We start from the raw sequence: 21174 nt of genomic DNA, 5'->3' as shown, positions 1-21174 counted from the left end.
AGCCCGTCGAAACCCAAGGGCCTCGACAGGCTCGATCACCCAAAGCCTAGTGGCCCCCGTGACCCGGCCCGGCACCTTCGGTTTTGCGCATCATGGCGGAGAGTACGACGGCGGCGAAGGCTATGACAGTCGCTGTCAGGAAGGCCGCGCTCATCCCCGCAACGAGGCCGGACGCCGCAGAGACCACGGCGAAGATGGACACGAGCAGCGCAGTACCGGCGGCACCGGCAACCTGCTGGGTGGTGCTCATGATCGCGGAGCCGTGCGAGTAAAGGTGGGGCGGAAGCGGGTTCAGGCCGGTGGTGAACGCCGGGGTGAACAGCAGGGCCAGGCCGAAACTCAGCCCCACGTGAAGTGTAATGATCCACGCGACGGACGTGCCGGCGTCGAGCATTGAAAACTGCCAGAGGGTCACCACCATCAGGACTGAACCGGTGACGGTGAGTGGCAGCGGTCCAACCTTGTCGAACAACCGGCCGATAACGGGGCCCAGCAGGCCCATCGCCAGGCCGCCGGGCAGCAGCGCGAGACCTGTCTCCAAGGAGCCCAGGCCGCGGACTTCCTGCAGGTACAAGGGCAGCAGGATGACGCCGCCGAACAGGGCCATCATGGCCACCACCATCAGCAGGACCGATACGGTGAACATTCGGATATTGAAGGCGCGGAGGTCCAGCAGCGGAGCGTCGGCCTTCTGCAGGCGGACCTGCCGAAGGACAAAGACGGTGAGGCTGGCGACGCCGATCACCAGTGCGGCGATCGCGGGAACACTCGGACCGGCCTGGCCGCCGTGGCCTCCGCCGATCTGGCTCAGTCCGTAGACCAGGCCGCCGAAAGCCGGGACGGTGAGGATCACGGAAAGGGCGTCAAGCTTGGCCTTCTCCGTCTCGCCCACGTTGGTCAGGTACTTGGCACCGATGGCAAGGGCCGCGAGGGCGACCGGGAGGACGAACACAAACATGAACCGCCAGGTGAAGTGCTCAAGGATCAGCCCGGAAACCGTGGGGCCCATGGCGGGTGCCACGGAAATCGCGATGCTGACGTTGCCCATCACGGCGCCGCGCTTGGCCAGCGGAACCAGCGTGAGGATGGTGGTCATCAGCAGGGGCAGCATGATGGCCGTCCCGCCGGCCTGGACAATGCGCGCCAGCAGCAGGATCTCGAAGCCCGGAGCCACTGCGGCAAGTGCGGTGCCGCCTGCGAAAAGACCCATTGCGAGCATAAATACTGCGCGGGTGGACAGGGTCTGCAGGATGAAGCCGGTGGTGGGAATGACCACGGCCATGGTGAGCATAAATCCGGTGGAGAGCCACTGGACGGTGGGTGCGTCCACCTGGAGGTCCACCATGAGCCGCTGCAGGGCGACGTTCATGATGGTCTCGTTGAGGATCACCACAAAGGTCGCCACCAGCAGCGTGCTGATGACTGTCACCGATTCGCGGGACATCTTCTCCGGCGCGGCGGGCTTGGTCCCTTCGGTTTGGACGGGCTTGCCGCTGGGGTTCGGAGAGACTTCGGTAGACATGGGTGTTCCCTCAGGGAGTTGTTTGAAAGGTGCGCGATCGGCGTCGCTGCAGACTCCAACACTCTACCGGCTGGAGTAATTCCTCCGCACGGTATTTTTTCCTTAACCCTGAGGGAACAAAGGGGGTTTAGGCTGTCTGGCCGGCGTGCTGGCCCTCCGAGATTTCCTCGACCAGCTTGCTGTTAAAGGCCGGAAGATCATCCGGGTTGCGGCTGGTGACGAGGCCCTGGTCCACCACTACTTCCTCGTCGGTCCAGTTGGCGCCCGCATTCTTCAGGTCCGTCTGCAGCGTGTGATAGGAAGTGACGTTCCGCCCGCGCACCACGCCGGCCTCGATGAGCAGCCACGGTCCGTGGCAGATGGAGGCGACCGGCTTGTGCTGTTCAAAGAAGCTTCTGGTGAAGGCCTGGGCGTCCTTGTCCACCCGGAGGTGGTCGGCGTTAACGACGCCGCCAGGCAGCACCAGGGCGTCAAAGTCGCCGGCATTCGCCTCGGCCACGGTGAGGTCGACGTCGAACGTGTCGCCCTTTTCTGTACCCTCGAAACCCTGCAGCTTTCCGCTCTTGGGTGCCACCAGGGTGGGCTGGCCGCCGGCCTCTTTCACTGCCTGCCATGGGCTGGTCAGTTCAATCTGCTCCACGCCGTCCGTCAGCAGGAATGCGACCTTCTTGCCTGCAATGCTGTTTTCTGCCATTTTTCCTCCTCATATGAGGCAGCGTTCCGCGCGTTATTGAGGGCGCAGAATACTGCTTCGAGAGTTGTTTGCCTGACAGCTTCCAGCGTAGGAAAACCGAAAGTGATAAGCAAGCTGACTATCTTTTGCGTGCATCCTCTTTTAGGGCCGGGAAGGGAGGACCGTTACGACGGCGGCAAGGCACTTTTGCCTCCCCACCCATGGCTGGCTTTGTTTGGCTGGAACGAAGAATGTCAGTGCCTCGATGGATGATTTTCGTATGGAAATGGATCCGGCAGGCGGGGCTGTAAGTGCGGCATCGCTGTTTCCTGCTGCGCCGGTTCGTCCATCAGTCGCAACCTCAAAAAATGTCAGTGCCTCGATAGATGATGCTTCTATGGGAAACGGCGCGGGCACAGTGGCAGCGATGGACGGCATTCATGCCTCCATCGCTGGCCTTGATGCGCTGTTCGTTGAGGATGCCGCCCTGACTACCGGCGCCAGTACCGGGGCTGAGATGGATGTCCTGCAGCGGCAGTATGAGATCCGGCTGGAGCGGATGGCGGGCGTGAAGCAGGTCGAAGCCCAGCTCGCCGCCGTGAAGGCGCGGGATGCCGCCGAGGCCATCGAAATCCAGCACGCGATGACCCCGCCCGAAGCGTCCGTACAGGAACGGACCTACGCGGAGATGTCCGCAGTTGAGGAAATCGCCGGCGTCCTGACCATCAGCTCCCCCGCCGCCGGAGCACTCGTCACCCAATCCCGCCACCTCACCTCCCTGCCACCCGCCATGGACGCCCTCTTCGCCGGGGCCATCTCCTGGCAGCACGCCAAAATCATCGCCGACGAAACCGAAGGCCTCGGCCCTGCCGGCGCGGCCGCCCTCGTAGCCCACGTCCTGGACCCCAACCCCACCCGCGGAGCCGCCGCCGGCGAACTCGTACCGTCACGGTTCCGGACCAGAGTCCGTAACTGGCGCGAACGCCACCACCCCGAATCCCTCGAAAAACGCCACACCAAAAGCGCCGCCGACCGGCGGATGGAATGCACCCCGGACCGCGACGGCATGGCCTGGCTCTCCCTCTACATCCCCGCACACCAGGCCTCAGCCATCTGGAACCGCACCACCGCCCTCGCCCGCGGCCTGCAAGGCCCGGATGAGCCCCGGTCAATGACACAACTCCGGCCCGACATCGCCGCCGGCCTGCTTCTCAGCGCCGGCCCAGCCCTCACCCGCACCGCCGGAACCAGCACCGCCGGAATCAGCACAGGACAAAACACCACAGGCCAAGGAAACACGAGTCAACGCAACCCGGGTCAAGGCAACCCGGGTCAAGGTAACGCGGTAAGAACCCACGACGACGACCAGGACACGATCGGGCTGGCCTCGCTGACCCCGTCTGACCTCGATGACTCGATTACCGCGGCCGCTACCGCCACCACCGACCACCAGGCTCCGGCCACCGCCGAGTACGAGAACGCCGGCGGCAACGGCTACGCGGATCTCGGCAACGTCCCCATGCCAAAGGTGGACGTCCTCATCACCGTCCCCGTGTTCGCGCTCCTCGGCCTCACCGACGAACCCGCAACCCTGGACGGCTACGGTCCCATCCCTGTCTCCATGGCCCGCAAGCTCGTCACCGACGGGGCCAGCTCCTTCTACCGGGTGCTCGTCGACCCCCGGGACGGGGCACCACTGGAAATCGGACGCACCAGCTACCGCCTCACCAAAGCCATGAAAAAAGCCCTGCAGCTCAGGGACGGCAAATGCACCTTCCCCGGCTGTAACAACCGGACCTTGGACAACGACACCGACCACCTTCAAGCCTGGCAACACGGCGGACATACGGGGATCAGCAACCTGGCACAGCTCTGCCCGAAACACCACCGCCTCAAACACAACAGCCCTTGGGAACCCACCCCAGCAACCCACAACGAACCACCCGGCTGGACCTCACCCACCGGCCGACACTACAAACCCGAACAACCCGACCCGGAACCACCACAATGGCCACCCGGACTCCTGCACGCCGAAATATCCAATTACCAGCCTTCCGATAAAAGCCCGTTCGAACACGCCCTTATGGAGTTGTTAACCGGCTGAGGAGGCCTGTCCCACGGCCGGGTTTCGACAGGCTCAACCACCAGAGGAGGCTTGTCCCACGGCCAGGTTGCGGCAGGCTCAACCACGAGGTGGGACTTCAGCGGTGGTGCTCGATCAGCCAGCCGGCCATCTCTTGGGCGCGTTTGGCGGCCTGCATGTCGCCTTCGGTGGCGGAGATGATGGAACCCTTCATCAGGATGTGCCAGGACCGGGCGAACTCATCGGGCCGCTGGAGCCCGGCCTCTTCAGCTAGAGCCTGGACGTGTCCCCGGATTTTCGCGAGGTAGTCGATGCTTGCCTGGCCGAGCGGATGGGCCGGGCCCATTTCCAGCAGGACGTTGATGAAGGAGCATGCCTCGAAGTCCTCGCGCAGGAACCAGTCCCCGAAGACGTCGAAAATGGCCAACAGCTGCTCGTCGGGCGTGTTTCCCCGGCGCCGGGCTTCGGAGACGATTGCATCCACAGTCCACTGCTTGTCCCGCTGCTCGAGGAAAGCCAGGACAAGGGAATCCTTGGAGGGGAAATGACGATAGAAGGTGGCTTTTGCTACCCCGGACCGCTCAATCAGTTCGTTGACGCCAACATCCCGAACACCGCGTCGCGAGAAAAGTTCATAGGCTACGGCCATTATCCTGCCGACCGATTTGGCGGCAGCACTCTCCGGCACGGGCGCTTCGCTGACAATAGGCACGGGAGCTGCCGCCGAAGGCTCTGCTGACGGTGCGTGGACACGCGCACTGGCCGCTGGATACTCCGCTTCTGGAATCATTACAACCCCAGTTTACCGCCGCAGGGGAAGACAGACCGGTCTGCCCCGCTGTAGTGTTTTTCCTACGCGCAGTTCTTACGACGCCGTAGTCGGATCAGTGCAAGGAGGCCCCTATGTCAGCAGAGCGGATATTCCAAAGCTTGCCGTCGGATCCCGATCCGTGGATGACGAGCGATACTCCGGCTGAGATCAGGGAGTTCGCCATCGAGTCACTGCGGTGGCAGGCCCAAGAGATCATCGACGAGGTGCTCTGCAGTAACGAACCGGGCGAAGAGCTTGCCAGGGCCAGGCTCCGCCGCTGCGTTGCCAGGAACCCGGGCATGCCCGAACGCGCGCTCCTGGAACAGTTGATGACCAGCCGGGGCAGGCCCGGCATCTAGCCCAAGCACCCGCCCGCAAATTCCGGCCGAGCTGGCCCCGCGACGGGAAGGGCTCCCGAGACCGACAGGAACCGACAGGAGCCGGCAAAAGCAGCTAGGAGCTCAGGGGGACGTTGTCGATCAGCCGCACAGGCCCCACCTTGGCCGCGACGAGTGCCAACGCCTCGCCCCGGAACGGGGTCTCCCGGCAGTTCTCGGCCAGTGGCTCCAAGGTGGCCGGATCCACCACATCGAAGTAGTCCAACGACACCAGCGGCTGGGACTCCACCATTGCCTGTGCAGACTCAAGGTCCAGCGGTTCCCGCGCGTTTGCCCGCTCCTCAAGCAGCCTCAACGCCCGAGACAGCACCAGCGCGGCCTCCCGCTCGTCGTCGGACAGGAAGCGGTTGCGGCTGGAGAGCGCCAGCCCGTCGGCTGACCGTACCGTGGGCACGCCGACAATTTCGACCGGGAAGTTCAGGTCAGCCACCATCCGCCGGACCAGTGCCAATTGCTGGGCGTCCTTCTGGCCGAAGTAGGCCCGGTATGACGGCAGTCCGCCCTGCGCCCCCTCACCAGCGGTCAGCCCGGCGCCGGGGATTCCGTAGTGCAGCAGCTTGGCCACCACTGTCAGGGCACCGTCAAAATGGCCTGGCCGGGACGCTCCCTCCCACTTCTCCCCCAGCGTTCCGGACGTGACGCGCACCAGCGGTGCGCCGGCGGGATACACCTCCTCCACGGACGGTGCAAAGGCCAGGTCCACTCCCTGCGCTTCCAGCAAGGCGAGGTCGGCGTCCAGAGTCCGCGGATAACGGTCCAGGTCCGTGGCGTCGCCGAACTGCAGCGGGTTAACGAAAATGGTGGCCACCACCACGTCGTTCTGCTCGACGGCGGTCCGGGCCAGTGCCGCATGCCCCTCATGCAGAGCGCCCATGGTGGGCACCAGGCCTTGGGAGGTTCCGCGCTTCAATGTGAGTAGCCGGGCGCTCTCGGCATGCAGGTCGGCAACGGTTGTGGCGAGTTCGATGGGCATCTTCAGTCTTCCTCCGGTTCCAGGGCCGTGCGCAATTCCCCCAGCTGGTCGGGTTTCAGCAGCCCGCGCCCCTCGGCGCGGAGGGCTGTGGCGCGCGCCATCGCAAGGTACGCTGCGAGCACATCGCCCTGCCTGCCGCCGTCGAACTCCCGCAATGCCTCCGCGTGGGCTTTCACAGTTCCCACGTCGCCGCGGGCCACCGGCCCGGTGAGGGCGGACTCGCCTGACGCCAGCGCGTTCTCAAGGGTTGCCCGCAGCAGCGGACCCAGCATCCGCTCGGGCGCCTCCACTCCCACATCGCGCAGCAGCTCGGAAGCCTGCGCCACCAGGGTTACCAGATGGTTTGAACCGTGCGCCAGGGCTGCGTGATAGAGCGTCCGGTCCGCCTCGGCAACGACCACCGGCTCCGCACCCATTTCCACCACCAGCGCCTGCGCTATCGGCAGCATTGCGGCATCCGCGGTGACGCCGAACGTGCAGTCCAGCAGGCGGGTGAGGTCCAGGCTCATCCCGGTGAAAGTCATCGCGGGATGCAGTGCCAGCGGGACAGCGCCGGCCGCACGAACGGGACGCAGCACTCCCACTCCGAAGCGGCCCGACGTGTGGGCAACCAGCTGACCCGGCTGCCACGCACCCAGCTTCGCCAGTCCGTCCACCAGGCCGGGCAGAGCGTCGTCGGGCACCGCCAGCAGCACCAGCTCCGCGCGTTCCACAATTTCCTGGACTTCCAGGACCGGCACGCCCGGCAGCAGCGTCTCGGCACGTTCACGGCTGGCATCGGAAACAGCTGAAACCCCGACGACGGCGTGCTCAGCTGCACGCAGCGCTGCGCCGAGCACGGCGCCCACCTTGCCCGCTCCGATGATTCCGACGCCGAGGCGTCCGGGCTTAGCCATGGTGGTGGCCTTTCTGCGTGGGAACTGGGGTTTCGGCCGGCTCAACCACCGGTAGATGCTTCCTGACCGGCTGGGGTCCTTCGACAGGCTCCGGCCAGAACACCGGGCCAAGCTCAACCACTGGCTCAGGCTCAGTCGCTCGGCCAGGCTCAACCATAGGGCCAGGCTCAGTCGCTCGGCCAGGCTCAACCATAGGGCCAGGCTCAACCACCTGCTCAGACTCAACTACGCGCTCGCGTGGTGCCACTTGCGCCAGCCATTGCTCAGTGGTCTGCCGCTTCCGCGCAAGCCGTGCGCGGGCGGACTGGGCGTCAAAAAGCGCCTGAGCCTGCTCGACGCCGGCCTGCCGCAGCCGCGGGGAGACAGGCCCCACGGTGGTGTGCAGCACCAGGTCGGCCACTCCGAAGCGGCGTGCCAGCGGGCCCTGGTGCAGTGCCATGGACTGGGTCCGCTGGTGCGGCACCATCATCAGCTCGCGCCACCAGCGGCCGGAGCGGATCAGCAGAGCTGTGTCCGTTGCGGCAAATCCGTTCCGGCGCCATCCCAGCGGCGCCAGCAGGCGGGCGCTGCGTGGTGTGGTGATGAAGCCACCGTCGGAATCCAGGCCATGGAGCCCGGCGCCGAAGACGACCGCAGGATCAGGCGTGCCTGGATCCGGAAGCACCAGTGCGAGGATCGCCATCACGTCCTCCAGTCGGCCTACGGGCAGGAGCGTGGTCCGCGCGGAACCCTCCGCCGCGTTCTCGATACCGCCGTAACCGGCCACATTGACCTGGATGCGGTACCAGCCCAGCGCCCGCCATAACGGAGGCTGGGCCACTTTCAAGGCCTGGATCCGGCCCGGCGGAAGCGTCTGCGCCTGGGTGTCCAGCAGCCCGTAGCGCAGCCGGATGCCGTCCGGAGAGATGGCTGCGGTGAAGTTGTAGCCCTTGTTGAACAGGTTCCAGTAGCTGGCCGCCAGACCCAGGGCAGCCGGAATCAGGTAGAAGTAGAAACTCCGGTTTTCGGTGACCGCGGAAAGAACCACGGATGCGGCACCACCGAGCACCACAACAACGCTTTGCTCGCTGAGCAGCAGGGACCCGATAAGGCGCGACGGCGGCACCGCCAGTACCGGATATTCCGGCGCCTCGGGTGCCGGCCCGTCGGGGCAAGACGGGTCCACGGCCACACCGGCCGCGCGGGCCAGGATGGTGGCGCGGAGTTGGCGTGCTTCGTCCATGGTGAGGTAGGCCAGGCGTACAGCGGACTCCCCCGCGTCTGCCACCTCAAACTTGAGTTCAGCCAGGCCGAAGATCCGGGCCAGCAGGGGCTGCACAATGTCGATGGCCTGAACCCGGTCCAGCCGCGCCTGGCGCTGCTGGCGGAAAATGAAGCCGGTGTTGACCCGGACGTAGCCTCCGGACACCTGGTACTTGGTGAAGTACCAGGTGAGGATAAAACCAAGCACCGCGATGATCAGCATGATGCCGCCCGCCGCCAGCAGCCATGGTGCCCGGCCGGCGAACTCGTCGCCCGTGAGGGGCCGGCCCTGCAGTGCGCGCTCGAAAACGTCCCGGCCAAAGAAGAAGCCGATCGCTGCCAGGGCCACCCAGCCACGCACAAAAGGCGACGCCGGGTGCACCCGCAGCCATTCGCCGTCGGCTGCGGTAGCTGGTTCGCCGCCAGCCGCAGTGCCCGCAACGCTAGCAGGGCCCGGAACACGAGCGGGGACGCCTGGAGCGCCGTCGGCCGCAGTGCCCGGAACACCAGCGGGGACACTGCCCGGAACACCGGCGGGAGCGGCGCTTTCGGGGGCAGGGTCAGTGCGCGGAGCGCCAGGCTCCGGGAGCGGTCCCTCTGCGGTCACAGTCCAGCCAGCCTGGCTTCGCCGCGGGCCGCAAGCTGCTCACGAAGGCGTGCGCCTTCCGCCGCGGGCAGCCCGGGGATGTGCGCGCGGGTCCCCGGTGAGGCGGTGTGGAGTTTCAGGGTGCAGAGGCCCAGTCCGCGCTCCACCGGGCCCACGCCGATATCCACGTATTGCATGCGGCCGTAAGGGACGGCCATGGTGCGTTGGAAAAAGATGCCCGTCCTGATCAGCAGGTCCTCGTCCCGTTCGGCGTACCCGATGGCACGGACCTGCCGCGGAATCAACACCAGCCGCCACAGGGCCAGCACCAGCCCGGCCGACGGCACGGTGACTGCAAGCCACAGCGGCGGCCAGGCCCACGCATCCAGGAGGACAAGCACCAGGGGCAGGGACAACAGGAGCACCGTGACGAGGTTCGCCAGCGCCCACTCCACCAGCCGGACTGTGACATATTTGGGTGACACCCGGTGCCAGGCGATTCCCGGCGGGTCAATCGCCTCGGTATGCATATTCGCCTTCCCCCGCGGCTTCGCCGCGTACCTGGCGGCCCGGCTTCCCGTCTGCACTGTCCGCGTCGCCGTCCTCCGGCGGAATCCGGCAAAACCGCTCCACCAGCAGGCCCACCACGATCATCACCAGTCCGCCGCCCGCCATCGCCAGCGCCAGCCAGGTAATGCCCTGGTTGCTGCGCAGGCTCCAGATCCGCAGCTGGTCCAGGAAAATCCCCACATGCCAGCCCAGCAGGACTGTTCCCGCGTAGGCGCAAGCCTGCGCGAGCACCAGCGTCCGGGCCGCCAGGAGCGGATCGAGCAGGGTTTTTTTCTTGTTGCTGTTGGGTTTGTTGCTGTTGCGCCACCGCAGGATCCTGATGCCAAGGATCAGGGTGATGGCCACAATCACGCCCATGGTGGCCAGCGCGGTGGCCGGCAGGACGGGGGTTCCCATGCCGTAGCGGCCGGTCACCACCGTCGCGGACCAGCCCGCTACGGCCAGAATGACGCCGATCAGCATCAGGCGCAACGGGTTGAGGGGTTTCATCGCTCCTCCACAGCTCCTGCGGTGGGCAGGCCGTCGAAGTCGCCGAAGCCGTCGAACAGGGCAAGGTCGCCGAAGTCATCTGCGCGGGTGGCAAGGGTACTGATGCGTTCGCCGTTCAGCGTGGCAGCGGGCTCGATCAACGACCAGGGGTACAGGACGAAGGCGCGGGTGGCCGCACGGGGATGCGGCAGGGTGAGGACAGGGTCATCGCTGCGCAGGTCGCCATAAGTGATGATGTCGACGTCGAGCGTTCGCGGCCCCCAGCGCACCTCCCGCACGCGGTGGTGCTTGTTTTCCACCGACTGGCAGTGTTCCAGCAGTTCCTGCGGGCTGAGGCTGGTTTCGATGGTGATCACCATGTTCAGGAAGTCCGGCTGGCCGGGCGGACCACCCACAGCTTTGGTCTGCACAACGGGTGAAACGGCGAGCAGGCGGATCTCGGGCGGATCCACGAGGTCCGCAACGGCCTCGGTCAGTGTCTCGTTGCGCTCGCCAAGGTTGCTGCCCAGGGCCAGCACCGCCTTGGAATACCCGGAGTTCATGCGGCTTCCCCCTGCGCTGGTCTCTCCCCGTTGGCCTGATCCCCGTTGGCCCTGCGCCCGTCATTCCTGGCCCGGTGCACACTGACCGCCACGTCGCCGAAAGGCACCTCGATGGGGGCCTGCGGCTTGTGCACGGTGACGTCCACGGCCTGGAGCCGGAATTCGCTGAGCAGGCTGTCCGCGATCCGTACAGCCAGCGCCTCGATCAGGTTCAGCGGTTCACCGGAAATCCATTCAGTAATACGCTGTGCAACCTCGCCGTAGTGCGCGGTGTCCCGGACGTCGTCCGATTCCGCCGCCCGGGCAAAGTCGAGGTACAGCACCGCGTCCACAACAAAGGGCTGGCCTTCGCGGCGTTCAAAATCAAAGACGCCGTGATGGCCGACGGCGGTGACACCGGTCAGCGTAATCCTGTCCATGGCTGGGCCTACTGGCTGGTTCTGGGGGCGGCCATGCGCGCGGCAACTTTCACGGCGTCCAGGCTGGGGCCGACGTCGTGCACGCGGACTGCCCAGGCGCCCCGGTAGGCGCTGATGGCGGTGATGGCCGCGGTGGCGTCATCGCGTTCCTGGGGGGCGGCTGTCTTCCCGGCAACGGTCAGGAGGGTGCCGAGGAATCTCTTGCGGGAGGCGCCCACCAGGACCTTGTGGCCCAGGCTGTCCAGCTGGTCCAGGTTCTGCAGGAGCTCCCAGTTCTGGGCGTCGTTCTTGGCGAACCCCAGGCCCGGGTCAATGATGATCCGCTCCGGGCTGACGCCGGCGGCGTAAAGCTTGTCCCGCACTCCGGCCAGCTCGGCAACCACTTCGCCGGCAACGTCCTTGTACTCCGCGAGGGAGTTCATGGTGCGCGCATCGCCGCGGCGGTGGGTGAGGATGTACGGGGCCTTGGAAGACGCTGCGAGGTCGGCCATTTCCGGTTCCATGGTGAGCCCGGAGACGTCGTTGATGATGGCCGCGCCGGCGTTCAGCGCGGCGGCGGCGGTGGCGGTGTGGATGGTGTCGATGCTGACCAGGGCGCCGGCCTTCACCAATGCTTCGATCACGGGGATCACGCGCCGCTGTTCCTCGTCCGGGCTGACGTCTTCTGCGCCGGGGCGGGTGGATTCGCCTCCGACGTCGATGATGTCCGCTCCCGCGTAGAACATGCGCAGCCCGGCGGCGATGGCTGAGTCCGCTGTGGCGTGCTGGCCGCCGTCGCTGAAGGAATCGGGCGTGACGTTGACGATTCCCATGACCAGTGTGCGGTCGGTGGGCAGGTCTTCGAAGCGGGCTGCCGGGCGCGGTTTGCGCAGGACGGGCAGTGGCGAGGTTGCGGGGCCGGTTCCCGGCGCTGCAGCGAGTGAATCCATGGTGTGTCGATTACCTTCCGAGGATGAGGCTCATGGCTTCGGCACGGGTGGCCGGGTCATGAAGCTGCCCGCGGACCGCACTGGTGACGGTCTTCGCTCCGGGCTTGCGGATACCGCGCATGGACATGCACATGTGTTCGCATTCAACAACGACGATGGCGCCGCGGGGCTTGAGGTGGCGGACCATCGCTTCGACGATCTCCGTGGTGAGGCGCTCCTGCACCTGCGGACGCCGGGCGTAGATATCCACGAGCCGGGCCAGCTTGCTCAGCCCGGTCACCTTTCCGTCGTGCGAGGGAATGTAGCCCACGTGGGCCACCCCGTGGAACGGCACCAGGTGGTGTTCGCAGGTGGAGTAGAAGGGGATGTCCTTGACCAGGACCAGTTCCTCATGGTCGAGGTCGAAGGTGGTGGACAGGACGTCGGCGGGGTCGTGGTGCAGCCCGGCAAACACCTCGGCGTAGGCCTTGGCCACCCGCTTGGGGGTGTCCACGAGGCCGCCGCGGTCCGGGTCTTCTCCAATGGCCAGGAGAATCTCGCGGACGGCTGCCTCGATCCGGGGCCGGTCCACTTTATGGTGCTTTGAATGGTGGGCGCCGCCCTCCGCCGGATATCCGGCGGAGGCGGGAACGTCGTCGTCGTCGAAGTGGTTCACGTAAGAAAGCTTAGCCGCGAAGGGCGTCAGGCCCCGAGTCGGGGATGCCTCCCTGGAACTGAGCGTCTTCCGGAACACCCTGCGGATGCGGCGGCTGGGCGTCCAGCGGCTCGTCCAGGCGCGCTTTCTTGGCCTCTTCCTGGGCTTCACGCTCAGCCTGCTCCCGGCGGGATTCCACCGGCCCGGCCTTCTGCACCGGGCGGGTCTCCTTGGACAACCACACCTCACGGAAATCGCGCTTGCGGATGTCACGGAAGATGTCAGCGATCTCGGCCTGGTTCAGCGTTTCACGTTCCAGCAGTTCGAGGGCCAGCCGGTCCAGGACGTCCCGGTTCTCGACGAGGATGGCGTACGCCTCGTCATGGGCCTGGTCGATCAGCCGGCGCACTTCCTCGTCCACCACGTAGGCGATCTGGTCCGAGTAGTTGCGCTCGTGCCCGGCATCGCGGCCCAGGAAGGGCTCACCGCCGCCCTGGCCGAGCCGGACGGCGCCGACGCGTTCGCTCATGCCGTACTCGGTGACCATCTTGCGGGCGGTGCCGGTGGCCTTCTCGATGTCATTGGAGGCGCCGGTGGAGGGATCGTGGAAGACGATTTCCTCCGCCACGCGGCCGCCCATGGCGTAGGCCATCTGGTCCAGGAGCTCGTTGCGGGTCACGGAGTACTTGTCGTTGTCCGGAACCACCATGGTGTATCCGAGGGCGCGTCCTCGGGGAAGGATGGTGATCTTGGTGACCGGTGCGGAGTTCCGCAGCGCGGCCGCCACCAGTGCGTGGCCGCCTTCGTGGTACGCGGTGATCTTGCGCTCGTGCTCCTTCATGACGCGGCTGCGCTTCTGCGGGCCGGCCATGACGCGGTCGATGGCCTCGTCCAGTGCGCGGTCATCAATCAGGTTGGCGTTGGAGCGGGCGGTGAGCAGTGCCGCCTCGTTCAGGACGTTGGCCAGGTCTGCACCGGTGTAGCCGGGCGTCTTCTTGGCAACGGCCTTGAGGTCCACGGAAGGTGCCATGGGCTTGCCCTTTGCGTGTACCTGCAGGATCTGGTCGCGGCCGATCATGTCCGGCGCTTCCACACCGATCTGGCGGTCGAAGCGGCCGGGGCGCAGCAGCGCGGGGTCCAGCACGTCCGGCCGGTTGGTGGCGGCGATGAGGATGACGTTGGTCTTGACGTCGAAGCCGTCCATTTCCACCAGCAGCTGGTTAAGGGTCTGCTCGCGTTCGTCGTTGCCGCCGCCGATGCCCGCACCGCGGTGGCGTCCGACGGCGTCGATCTCGTCCACGAAGATGATGGCGGGAGAGTTGGTCTTGGCCTGTTCGAAGAGGTCGCGGACGCGGGAGGCGCCCACACCGACGAACATTTCCACGAAGTCCGAGCCGGAAATGGAGAAGAAGGGGACGCCGGCCTCGCCCGCAACAGCGCGGGCCAGGAGGGTCTTACCGGTACCCGGAGGGCCGTAGAGCAGCACGCCCTTGGGAATCTTGGCCCCGACAGCCTGAAACTTGGCCGGTTCCTGCAGGAATTCCTTGATTTCCTGCAGTTCCTCCACAGCCTCATCAGAGCCTGCCACGTCAGCGAACGTCACCTGCGGCATGTCCTTGCTGACCATCTTGGCCTTGGACTTGCCGAACTGCATGATCTTGGAACCGCCGCCCTGCATCCGGGTCATCAGGAACCAGAACAGGGCACCGAGCAGGATGACCGGAATCAGCAGCGAGAGCAGGCCGGAGAACCAGTTGCTTTCGATCGGCTGGTCCGTGTAGCCCTCGGCCGGCTTGGAGTCGGTGACTGCCTTGACCACGTCCTGGGCGCGGGCGTCCACAAAGAAGAACTGGACACTCTTCCCCTTGTCCTGCCCGTCCACCTGGAGATTGTCCTTCAGCACCAGGTCCACGCGGTTTTCGCCGTCGAAGATCTTTGCCTGCTCCACCTTGTTGCCGGCGAGCAGTTCAAGGCCCTTATCAGTGTCGATCCGGGCTGCACCGCCGGGAGCGAGCGTTGCAAAGGCCACGAGGAGCATCACGATCACAACGACGATCCAGATGCCCGGGCCCTTGAAGAAGTTCTTAGCTTTCATCTGTTCGGGGCTGGCCCCGTCCCTCCTGGTAGTGCTTCACGGCGAGTAGTCTGCGCGCGTGATGGTGCTGCGTCAGCTTCTAGCTATACACCGTCCGGAGTAGATCACGCATGGTGTGGGGCAAAAGTTCCCTCTGGGCGTAGTGGCCGCCGCCACCCGTGCCGGCGCCGCCATTACAGCTAAACCCGGGGCCCGGCCACGGAGGCACGGGCCACCAGCGGGCAGTTAAGGAGTACCGGTTCCGGGGCAGAAGCACCGGGCAACGGCGTTCCCTCCACCGTGTCAATCAGGCGTTCCGCGGCGCAGGCGCCCATTTCATAGTGCGGCAGGGCAACGGTGGAAAGCCCGGGGTGCAGGTTGGCGGCGATCAGCTCCTGGTCATCGAAGCCCACCACGGACAGGTCCGCCGGGATGGACAGGCCCAGCTCAGCGGCTGCGCGGTAGGCGCCCATCCATGCGGTCGTTGTAGCAGAACAGGGGCCGACGGCGGGTTGTCGCCTTCCAGGATGCGGCGCGGCCTCGTAGCCGCCCTGCGCGTCGGAGGAGGCTGCCTGCACAGGCGCACCGTCGCCGTCGAGCCCTGCGCCGGCGAGCGTCTCCCGGAAGCCGCGCAGCCGTTCAAGGTTGAAAGGCGCGTCCGCGATGTTGTTGATGAAGCCGACGCGGACGTGGCTCCGCCGCAGACCGGACCTTGTTCCGCGTTTCTGCGCTGACGCGCGCGTAGGCAACATCGTTCAGGACATGGGAGACCGTGGTGACGGACACTCCAGCGGCCAGGGCCACGTCCTTGATGCCAATGTTGTTACCCAAGTTCGAGCGGCGCGGCCTACTCGTAGACGTGCGGCGCGAGGGTGCCGACGAAGTCCAGGTTGCGGTACTTCTCGGCGTAGTCCAGGCCGTAGCCCACTACGAATTCGTTGGGGATGTCGTAACCCACGTACTTGACGTCGATCTCCACCTTGGCGGCCGTCGGCTTGCGGAAGGCGGTGCAGATCTCCACGGAGGCGGTGCCGCGGGATTCCAGGTTGGTCTTCAGCCAGGAGAGGGTGAGGCCGGAATCGATGATGTCCTCCACGATCAGCACGTCCTTGCCCATCAGATCCGTGTCCAGGTCCTTCAGGATGCGGACTACTCCCGAGGACTGGGTGCCGGAGCCGTAGGAGGAAACTGCCATCCAGTCCATGGAGATGTGGCTGTGCAGGGCGCGGGCCAGGTCAGCCATCACCATCACGGCACCCTTGAGGACGCCCACAATGAGGATCTCGCGGCCCTCGTAGTCCTTGTCGATCTGAGCAGCGAGCTCGGTGATGCGCTGCTGGATCTGCTCCCTGCTGTAGAGAACGTGCTTGAGGTCTGCCTGGACGTCGTTTGAATCCACCAATGGCTCCTGTGTAGATGCGGGGGTGCGACTATTTTGCGGGCGGTTTTTGAGGCCGGAATACTAGCTTCCCACAGCGTGCGCCTCCGCGGTGAACGGGTGCGGGCTGAGCAGGTCCCTGCGCACTGTTCACCGCTGGAAGGCCTTCCAGCTGCGCGAGGGACAACCTGTAGACGCTCACGCCTCCAGGCAGTTCCACCGGGCCGGCGGAACCCTGCCGCCGCAGCAGCGCTTCCGCCGCCAAAAGGCGCTGGTAGCCAGGCTGCTGCCCGCCGACGTCGGCCGCTGCCTTCGCGATCACGCGGAACCTGATGGCGGGGGCCAAGCCGCGCAACGCGTCCTCGGGAAGGGCCAGTTCGCGGCCATTCCGCTCCACGAGCGATGTAAAGGTGGTTTCCGCCACTTCCTCCAGGTAGTCGGCGTCGAGCTGCAGGATGGAGGCTGTCCGGGCGAGGGATTCCGCGACGCCGGGCCCCAGCTTTTCCTCAAGGTGCGGCAGGACTTCCACGCGGGTGCGCGAACGGGCGAAGGCCGGATCCGCGTTGCTGGGATCGTGCCACGGGTCCAGCTCCTCGAGGTCGCAGATCTCCTCCGTGTCCGCCCGGCGGAGTCCGAGGAAGGGCCGCAGCAGCTTGCCGCGGGCAGGCCTCATCCCGGCGAGCGACCGGGTTCCCGACCCCCGGGCCAGGCCCAGGAGCACCTGCTCAGCCTGGTCGTCCAGGGTGTGGCCCAGCAGGATGGCGTCGGCGCCCTGGTTTTCGGCGGCTGCTACAAGGGCTGCATGCCGGGCTCCCCGGGCCGCGGCTTCGGGGCCTGTGCCGGCAGTGGCCACTGTCACCGTCCGGATTTCCACGGGGGCAAGGCCCAGTTCCTGCAGTACCCGGGCTGTCGTGGCCGCAACCTGGGCGGACCCTTCCTGCAGTTGGTGGTCCACCACCACGGCGCCCACCGTCACCGGGTGGCCATCGACGTGGCCGCGGCGGGCGAAGTAGGCGGCCACTGCTGCCAGGGCGAGGGAGTCCGGCCCCCCGCTGCAGGCGATCAGGAGGTGCCGGGGGTAGCCGGCCTGGGCCAGCACGTCCTGGAGCATCTTGCGGGCAGTGCCAACGACGGGCGCCAGCCGGCCGGGCCGTCGTCGTCCGCTGCGCTGGGCTGGCTGGATGCGCTGGGCCGGGTCACTGCGCTGGGCTGGTTCGCTGGGTTGGGGAACGGTGTTAATCAGAGTCCCATCCGCTCAATCCACAGCTTGGCATCGTGGATTTCTGGCTCGGTGGGCAGGTGGTCCGCCGACTCCCACACCCGGTTGAAGCCTTCCATTCCCGCCACGTCCACCACGGCACGGACGAAGCGCGCGCCGTCGGAGTACTGGCGCATCTTGGCGTCCAGGCCCAGGAGGCTGCGGATGAACTTCTCGATGACGCCGCGGTCCTTGCCGCGGTCGTTGAAGCGCTGCCGGATGGTCTTCACCGACGGCACGATGCTGGCGTCCACGGCGTCCATCACCACGTTCGCATGGCCTTCGAGGAGGCTCATCACGGCGGTGAGGTGCGAGATGGCGGCTTTCTCCTCGGGATCCTGCAGCAGGTCGAGGATGGCTCCGCGGCCGGGCGTGTTGCCATTGGCCGAGCGGTCCTTCAGCGAACGGGCGGCGGCCGTGGCACGCTCCATCAGCGAATCGACATTGCCCAACAGGTGCCCGCTGAGTTCGTCAATCTGCTCCAGCATGTGGTGCCGCAGCCAGGGCGCCGCGGCAAACTGGACCCGGTGGGTCTGCTCGTGCAGGCAGACCCAGAGCCGGAAATCCTCAGGAGTGACGTTCAGTTCCTGTTCGACAGCGACAATGTTGGGGGCAACCAGGAGCAGGCGTCCGCCCGACGGCGCCGTGGAACCTTCGGCGAGCGCCGCGAACGGATCGTACTGGCCAAGGACCTTGCTGGACAGGAAGGCCAGGACAGCGCCCAACTGGCTGCCGGTGATGGCGCCGCTGACACTGGCCGCGGCCGGACTCAATGAACCGCGCCGGCTTTCGAGCATCTTTTCCATGGCGGGCTTCAGCATCACGGCGAAGCTTTGGGTGTTGGCTTTGGCCCACGAGGCGCGGTCCACTACCAGCACGGTCGAATCCCGTAGATTCCGGGCCGCTTCCAGCCCCGTGATCTCATGGACGTGCTCCACCGAGGCGTCGGCGAGCCTGCGCAGGCTCTCCACGGCGTCGCCGATTGCGGCCGGGTTCAAGACCGGGCCCGCCGGAGCCAGCCGCGCCGCCGTGGAGGCGGCAAGGTCCCAGTTGATCAGGGACGAGGCCTGGCTGGACAACGTTTGTGCTGACGACTCACCTGCAGTGGACTCCATAGGTCCCATCAGAACACAGCAGGCTGTGGATAGTCCTTAAGTTCGCTGACCGGCGAACCAGCCGCCCCTGCTGCCCCGGGCCTGACCTGTTGCACAGCCGGCTCACAGGATCGCGAAAGCCGATCGCTAAGTCGGTCCGGCACGGTAGTAACCAAGAGCCCAACCACCGAAGGAGAACTCCATGATCCCGTACCGTCCCGTTGCTCCCCTCACCGTCGGTCCCCGGAAGGGCTGGAAGTCGGTGCTGGCCGCCGTCGTGATGGCTGCCCTGTTGGGCACCACTGCTACCGCCGCTGTTGCGGCCGAACCTGCAACGCAGCCGTCAGGCGTTCAATCCGTTAGTACCGCCGCATCCAAGCTGCAGGCGACTGAGCCGGCACGCCGGGAGTCCTAGCGGCGGGTTTTGCAAGCAGCACCGCTACCGGCAGCCGCAGGCCGCGAGCGCCGTTGCGGCCCGGTCCAAAGCCACCTTGTTGCCGGCGGCGCCCGGCGTGAGCCCGTTGCCGATGAAGGAGAAGACCAGGAGGCGGCCGTCAGCGTCCACCACGTAACCGCTGAGCGCCAACACCGTGTTCAAAGTTCCGGTCTTGGCCCGGACCAGGCCTGCACCCCGGGCCGTTGAATCTTCGCCGTAACGGGTGTCCAGGGTGCCGGTGAGGCCGGCCACCGGGAAACCGTTCAGCGCGGCGCGGAGCCGGCTGTCCGCGCCGGCTGCAATGGTTCGCACCACTTCGGAGAAATGGCGGGCTGAGACCTGGTTGCCCATGGCCAGCCCGCACACGTCCACCAGTTTGATGCCTTCGACGGAAATTCCGGCGTCTGCGAGCTGCGCGCGGACAGCGGTCGTGGCGCCGTCGTTGCTGCCCGGTCCGCCCGCCGCTACCGAGGCCATCCGTCCCAACACTTCCGCCAGGTAGTTGTCCGAGGCCTGCAGCATCAGGTCCACCTGCTCGGCCATCGTGGCCGACTCCGCTTCCGCCAGGACCGCCGGCTCCCCGCCGCCTGACTGGACAGCAAGGGGGGAATGTTCGACGGCGGCTGCCACGGCCAGTCCCGCGGCCGCGCCTGCCGTCCGCAGCCGGGCCGCAAATTCCTCCGCCACCGTCACCGCAGAGTCCTGCGGGCGCGGGCCGGTGGTGACGGCGGGATCGTAGCGGGCCGAGTTCATGGCCAAGGGGTACACGGGCGCCACTTCCCCCGCAGCCACATCCCCGCTCTCCCAGGCCGGGTTCAGGGCAGGGCCGGTGAAGAGGGAATCGTCCACCAGCACTCTGAGCTCCCCGTTGGTGCCGGCTGCTTTCAGCGCTTCCACCGTCCGGGCAGCCAGCGTCGCCAGGCCGGCGTGGCCCATCACCAGGTCCCCGTTCGACTCCCCCGCACCGAGCAGGACGTCGCCGCCGCCCACCAGCACCACCTGCCCGGCTTCCGGACCTTGCACCACGGAGGTGGTGAACCGGCGCTCCGGGCCGAGGGAGCGGAGGGCCGCCACCGCGGTCAGCAGCTTCAGGTTGGATGCCGGGACCCGGCTCTCGGAACCGCCGCGGTCAAAAAGGACCTGCCCGGTCAGCGCATCCTGCACCAGCCCCGTAAAGCTCCCGCCGCCGTCGGCCTTCAACAGGGGCTCCACCTGGGCAGTGACGCTGGACGCGAGCGGGACGTCCGCCGAATCATCCAGCGGGGCAAGTCCCCGCGCTGGTGACAATGTGGCGGGAGGCTGCTGCCATTCCGGCGCCGGCGGAGCGGGTGCAGGCGCCTCCGGCCCCAGGAAACCCGGGGCAACCAGCAGGGCCCCGGGGACGATGAGGACCACCAGGAGTACCGCCGGCAAAACCGAAGGCCAGAAGCGTTTCAGGGCCGGGACGGTGCCCCGGAGACCATGGCGGACACGGTCGAGCCATGGTTCCGCGGCAGTTGGTTTGGTCATGCTGGTGCTGATCCTCAAGTCCTGAAATTTCCCCACAAGTTCCTGATTCCAGGGCCTCTCGCTATATCCTCAATAATAGTCGGCGGCACGGACACTCCCTTTAAAGGGCCGTCAAGTGTGCCGCGAACCCCCTGCAATTGCCGAGGAGCATTCCATGAAGCATGACGTGACCATCGAGATCCCCAAGGGATCACGCGTCAAGTACGAAGTTGACCACGAGACCGGCCGCGTCCGCCTGGACCGCGTCCTCTTCACCTCCATGCAGTACCCCACGCACTACGGATACTTCGAGAACACCCTCGGCGAGGACGGCGACCCGTTGGACGCACTCGTGCTCCTGCAGGACTTCGACCTGCACCCCGGCGTCATCGTTGAGTCCCGCCCCATCGGCGTTTTCAACATGACCGACGACGGCGGCGGAGACGCCAAGGTCCTCTGCGTCCCCGTGGATGCCCGCTTTGACCACATCCAGGAAGTCAGCGACGTCAACGAGTTCCTGATCAAGGAGATCGAGCACTTCTTCACCCGTTACAAGGACCTGGAGCCGGGCAAGTGGGTCAAGGCCGAGGGCTGGGGCGACCGCGCCGCCGCCGAAGCCGAACTGGAAGCCTCCATCAAGCGTTACGTGCCTACCGGCCACTGATTCGCAAGCTGTCCG

General features: G+C 66.3%; 23 protein-coding genes. 4 read left to right on the top strand and 19 right to left on the bottom strand.

Going from position 1 to position 21174, the window contains the following annotated elements:
* Positions 1 to 46: 46 nt before the first annotated feature.
* Positions 47 to 1522 (bottom strand): DHA2 family efflux MFS transporter permease subunit, encoded by a 1476-nt coding sequence (locus QFZ36_RS14650; RefSeq protein WP_306637640.1) that lies wholly within the window; start codon positions 1520 to 1522, stop codon positions 47 to 49.
* 127 nt (positions 1523 to 1649) lie between these two features.
* Positions 1650 to 2216 carry a type 1 glutamine amidotransferase domain-containing protein gene (locus QFZ36_RS14645; protein ID WP_306637639.1) on the bottom strand — a complete coding sequence of 189 codons (567 nt, stop codon included), beginning with the start codon at positions 2214 to 2216 and terminating at the stop codon, positions 1650 to 1652.
* Positions 2217 to 2592: 376 nt separating this feature from the next.
* Here QFZ36_RS14645 and QFZ36_RS14640 point away from each other — a divergent pair, with 376 nt between their 5' ends.
* Complete coding sequence (locus QFZ36_RS14640; RefSeq protein ID WP_306637638.1) at positions 2593 to 4299, top strand: HNH endonuclease signature motif containing protein; 1707 nt, start codon at positions 2593 to 2595, stop codon at positions 4297 to 4299.
* Positions 4300 to 4396: 97 nt separating this feature from the next.
* Here the strand turns inward: QFZ36_RS14640 and QFZ36_RS14635 are convergent, their stop codons facing one another.
* The gene (locus QFZ36_RS14635; protein ID WP_373427047.1) at positions 4397 to 5068 is read right to left on the bottom strand and encodes a TetR/AcrR family transcriptional regulator; all 672 of its coding nucleotides are present in this window, start codon (positions 5066 to 5068) and stop codon (positions 4397 to 4399) included.
* A gap of 113 nt (positions 5069 to 5181) precedes the next feature.
* Between QFZ36_RS14635 and QFZ36_RS14630 the strand changes: the two genes are divergently transcribed.
* Positions 5182 to 5448, top strand: coding sequence for a hypothetical protein (locus QFZ36_RS14630; protein WP_306637636.1), 267 nt, complete (start codon positions 5182 to 5184; stop codon positions 5446 to 5448).
* Between the two features lie 94 nt (positions 5449 to 5542).
* Here the strand turns inward: QFZ36_RS14630 and panC are convergent, their stop codons facing one another.
* The 15 genes from panC to QFZ36_RS14555 form a co-directional block, all read right to left on the bottom strand.
* Positions 5543 to 6460 (bottom strand): pantoate--beta-alanine ligase, encoded by a 918-nt coding sequence (gene panC, locus QFZ36_RS14625; RefSeq protein ID WP_306637635.1) that lies wholly within the window; start codon positions 6458 to 6460, stop codon positions 5543 to 5545.
* A 2-nt stretch (positions 6461 to 6462) separates the two neighbouring features.
* On the bottom strand, positions 6463 to 7356 hold the full coding sequence (locus QFZ36_RS14620; protein WP_306637634.1) for a Rossmann-like and DUF2520 domain-containing protein: 894 nt from the start codon (positions 7354 to 7356) through the stop codon (positions 6463 to 6465).
* The gene (locus QFZ36_RS14615) at positions 7349 to 8986 is read right to left on the bottom strand and encodes a PH domain-containing protein (RefSeq protein WP_373427082.1); all 1638 of its coding nucleotides are present in this window, start codon (positions 8984 to 8986) and stop codon (positions 7349 to 7351) included. The genes QFZ36_RS14620 and QFZ36_RS14615 overlap by 8 nt, the downstream gene beginning before the upstream one ends.
* A gap of 215 nt (positions 8987 to 9201) precedes the next feature.
* Positions 9202 to 9714 (bottom strand): PH domain-containing protein, encoded by a 513-nt coding sequence (locus QFZ36_RS14610; protein WP_306637633.1) that lies wholly within the window; start codon positions 9712 to 9714, stop codon positions 9202 to 9204.
* Positions 9695 to 10243, bottom strand: coding sequence for a DUF3180 domain-containing protein (locus QFZ36_RS14605; RefSeq protein ID WP_306637632.1), 549 nt, complete (start codon positions 10241 to 10243; stop codon positions 9695 to 9697). The genes QFZ36_RS14610 and QFZ36_RS14605 overlap by 20 nt, the downstream gene beginning before the upstream one ends.
* On the bottom strand, positions 10240 to 10785 hold the full coding sequence (gene folK / locus QFZ36_RS14600; RefSeq protein ID WP_306637631.1) for a 2-amino-4-hydroxy-6-hydroxymethyldihydropteridine diphosphokinase: 546 nt from the start codon (positions 10783 to 10785) through the stop codon (positions 10240 to 10242). The genes QFZ36_RS14605 and folK overlap by 4 nt, the downstream gene beginning before the upstream one ends.
* Positions 10782 to 11204: a dihydroneopterin aldolase gene (folB, locus tag QFZ36_RS14595; RefSeq protein ID WP_306637630.1), complete on the bottom strand. Its 423-nt coding sequence runs from the start codon at positions 11202 to 11204 to the stop codon at positions 10782 to 10784. Before folB ends, folK begins: the two co-directional genes overlap by 4 nt.
* Positions 11205 to 11212: 8 nt before the next feature.
* Positions 11213 to 12133 carry a dihydropteroate synthase gene (gene folP, locus QFZ36_RS14590; RefSeq protein WP_306637628.1) on the bottom strand — a complete coding sequence of 307 codons (921 nt, stop codon included), beginning with the start codon at positions 12131 to 12133 and terminating at the stop codon, positions 11213 to 11215.
* Between the two features lie 10 nt (positions 12134 to 12143).
* The gene (gene folE / locus QFZ36_RS14585) at positions 12144 to 12788 is read right to left on the bottom strand and encodes a GTP cyclohydrolase I FolE (protein ID WP_306637627.1); all 645 of its coding nucleotides are present in this window, start codon (positions 12786 to 12788) and stop codon (positions 12144 to 12146) included.
* Between the two features lie 10 nt (positions 12789 to 12798).
* The gene (ftsH, locus tag QFZ36_RS14580) at positions 12799 to 14862 is read right to left on the bottom strand and encodes an ATP-dependent zinc metalloprotease FtsH (protein ID WP_306637626.1); all 2064 of its coding nucleotides are present in this window, start codon (positions 14860 to 14862) and stop codon (positions 12799 to 12801) included.
* A gap of 179 nt (positions 14863 to 15041) precedes the next feature.
* Positions 15042 to 15545: a substrate-binding domain-containing protein gene (locus QFZ36_RS14575; protein ID WP_306639225.1), complete on the bottom strand. Its 504-nt coding sequence runs from the start codon at positions 15543 to 15545 to the stop codon at positions 15042 to 15044.
* Positions 15481 to 15627 (bottom strand): LacI family DNA-binding transcriptional regulator, encoded by a 147-nt coding sequence (locus QFZ36_RS14570; protein ID WP_306639223.1) that lies wholly within the window; start codon positions 15625 to 15627, stop codon positions 15481 to 15483. The genes QFZ36_RS14575 and QFZ36_RS14570 overlap by 65 nt, the downstream gene beginning before the upstream one ends.
* A 61-nt stretch (positions 15628 to 15688) precedes the next feature.
* The gene (gene hpt / locus QFZ36_RS14565; protein ID WP_142042755.1) at positions 15689 to 16240 is read right to left on the bottom strand and encodes a hypoxanthine phosphoribosyltransferase; all 552 of its coding nucleotides are present in this window, start codon (positions 16238 to 16240) and stop codon (positions 15689 to 15691) included.
* A gap of 31 nt (positions 16241 to 16271) precedes the next feature.
* Positions 16272 to 17330, bottom strand: coding sequence for a tRNA lysidine(34) synthetase TilS (gene tilS, locus QFZ36_RS14560; protein WP_306637625.1), 1059 nt, complete (start codon positions 17328 to 17330; stop codon positions 16272 to 16274).
* Between the two features lie 128 nt (positions 17331 to 17458).
* Positions 17459 to 18592 carry a zinc-dependent metalloprotease gene (locus QFZ36_RS14555; RefSeq protein WP_306637624.1) on the bottom strand — a complete coding sequence of 378 codons (1134 nt, stop codon included), beginning with the start codon at positions 18590 to 18592 and terminating at the stop codon, positions 17459 to 17461.
* A 181-nt stretch (positions 18593 to 18773) separates the two neighbouring features.
* Here QFZ36_RS14555 and QFZ36_RS14550 point away from each other — a divergent pair, with 181 nt between their 5' ends.
* On the top strand, positions 18774 to 18986 hold the full coding sequence (locus QFZ36_RS14550; RefSeq protein ID WP_306637623.1) for a hypothetical protein: 213 nt from the start codon (positions 18774 to 18776) through the stop codon (positions 18984 to 18986).
* A gap of 24 nt (positions 18987 to 19010) precedes the next feature.
* On the opposite strand, the gene dacB is transcribed toward QFZ36_RS14550, so the two are convergent.
* Positions 19011 to 20516: a D-alanyl-D-alanine carboxypeptidase/D-alanyl-D-alanine endopeptidase gene (gene dacB / locus QFZ36_RS14545; protein WP_306637622.1), complete on the bottom strand. Its 1506-nt coding sequence runs from the start codon at positions 20514 to 20516 to the stop codon at positions 19011 to 19013.
* A 154-nt stretch (positions 20517 to 20670) separates the two neighbouring features.
* Between dacB and QFZ36_RS14540 the strand changes: the two genes are divergently transcribed.
* Positions 20671 to 21159, top strand: coding sequence for an inorganic diphosphatase (locus tag QFZ36_RS14540; RefSeq protein WP_142042744.1), 489 nt, complete (start codon positions 20671 to 20673; stop codon positions 21157 to 21159).
* The last annotated feature ends 15 nt before the right edge of the window (positions 21160 to 21174 follow it).

The organism is Pseudarthrobacter siccitolerans, assembly GCF_030823375.1.
GTDB classification, from domain to species: domain Bacteria; phylum Actinomycetota; class Actinomycetes; order Actinomycetales; family Micrococcaceae; genus Arthrobacter; species Arthrobacter siccitolerans_A.
The sequence above is the reverse complement of the archived record's forward strand: the minus strand, read 5'-3'. Positions and strand labels throughout refer to the sequence as shown.

Bases quoted from the DNA above. Each gene is read 5' to 3' on its own strand.
- QFZ36_RS14540 (WP_142042744.1), top strand. From the start codon at position 20,671: ATGAAGCATGACGTGACCATCGAGATCCCCAAGGGATCACGCGTCAAG.
- QFZ36_RS14620 (WP_306637634.1), bottom strand. From the start codon at position 7,356: ATGGCTAAGCCCGGACGCCTCGGCGTCGGAATCATCGGAGCGGGCAAG.
- panC (WP_306637635.1), bottom strand. From the start codon at position 6,460: ATGCCCATCGAACTCGCCACAACCGTTGCCGACCTGCATGCCGAGAGC.
- QFZ36_RS14605 (WP_306637632.1), bottom strand. From the start codon at position 10,243: ATGAAACCCCTCAACCCGTTGCGCCTGATGCTGATCGGCGTCATTCTG.
- QFZ36_RS14650 (WP_306637640.1), bottom strand. From the start codon at position 1,522: ATGTCTACCGAAGTCTCTCCGAACCCCAGCGGCAAGCCCGTCCAAACC.
- QFZ36_RS14630 (WP_306637636.1), top strand. From the start codon at position 5,182: ATGTCAGCAGAGCGGATATTCCAAAGCTTGCCGTCGGATCCCGATCCG.
- dacB (WP_306637622.1), bottom strand. From the start codon at position 20,516: ATGACCAAACCAACTGCCGCGGAACCATGGCTCGACCGTGTCCGCCAT.
- QFZ36_RS14610 (WP_306637633.1), bottom strand. From the start codon at position 9,714: ATGCATACCGAGGCGATTGACCCGCCGGGAATCGCCTGGCACCGGGTG.
- QFZ36_RS14635 (WP_373427047.1), bottom strand. From the start codon at position 5,068: ATGATTCCAGAAGCGGAGTATCCAGCGGCCAGTGCGCGTGTCCACGCA.
- folB (WP_306637630.1), bottom strand. From the start codon at position 11,204: ATGGACAGGATTACGCTGACCGGTGTCACCGCCGTCGGCCATCACGGC.
- QFZ36_RS14645 (WP_306637639.1), bottom strand. From the start codon at position 2,216: ATGGCAGAAAACAGCATTGCAGGCAAGAAGGTCGCATTCCTGCTGACG.
- ftsH (WP_306637626.1), bottom strand. From the start codon at position 14,862: ATGAAAGCTAAGAACTTCTTCAAGGGCCCGGGCATCTGGATCGTCGTT.
- folP (WP_306637628.1), bottom strand. From the start codon at position 12,133: ATGGATTCACTCGCTGCAGCGCCGGGAACCGGCCCCGCAACCTCGCCA.
- QFZ36_RS14555 (WP_306637624.1), bottom strand. From the start codon at position 18,592: ATGGAGTCCACTGCAGGTGAGTCGTCAGCACAAACGTTGTCCAGCCAG.
- QFZ36_RS14550 (WP_306637623.1), top strand. From the start codon at position 18,774: ATGATCCCGTACCGTCCCGTTGCTCCCCTCACCGTCGGTCCCCGGAAG.
- QFZ36_RS14640 (WP_306637638.1), top strand. From the start codon at position 2,593: ATGGGAAACGGCGCGGGCACAGTGGCAGCGATGGACGGCATTCATGCC.
- folK (WP_306637631.1), bottom strand. From the start codon at position 10,785: ATGAACTCCGGGTATTCCAAGGCGGTGCTGGCCCTGGGCAGCAACCTT.
- tilS (WP_306637625.1), bottom strand. From the start codon at position 17,330: ATGCTCCAGGACGTGCTGGCCCAGGCCGGCTACCCCCGGCACCTCCTG.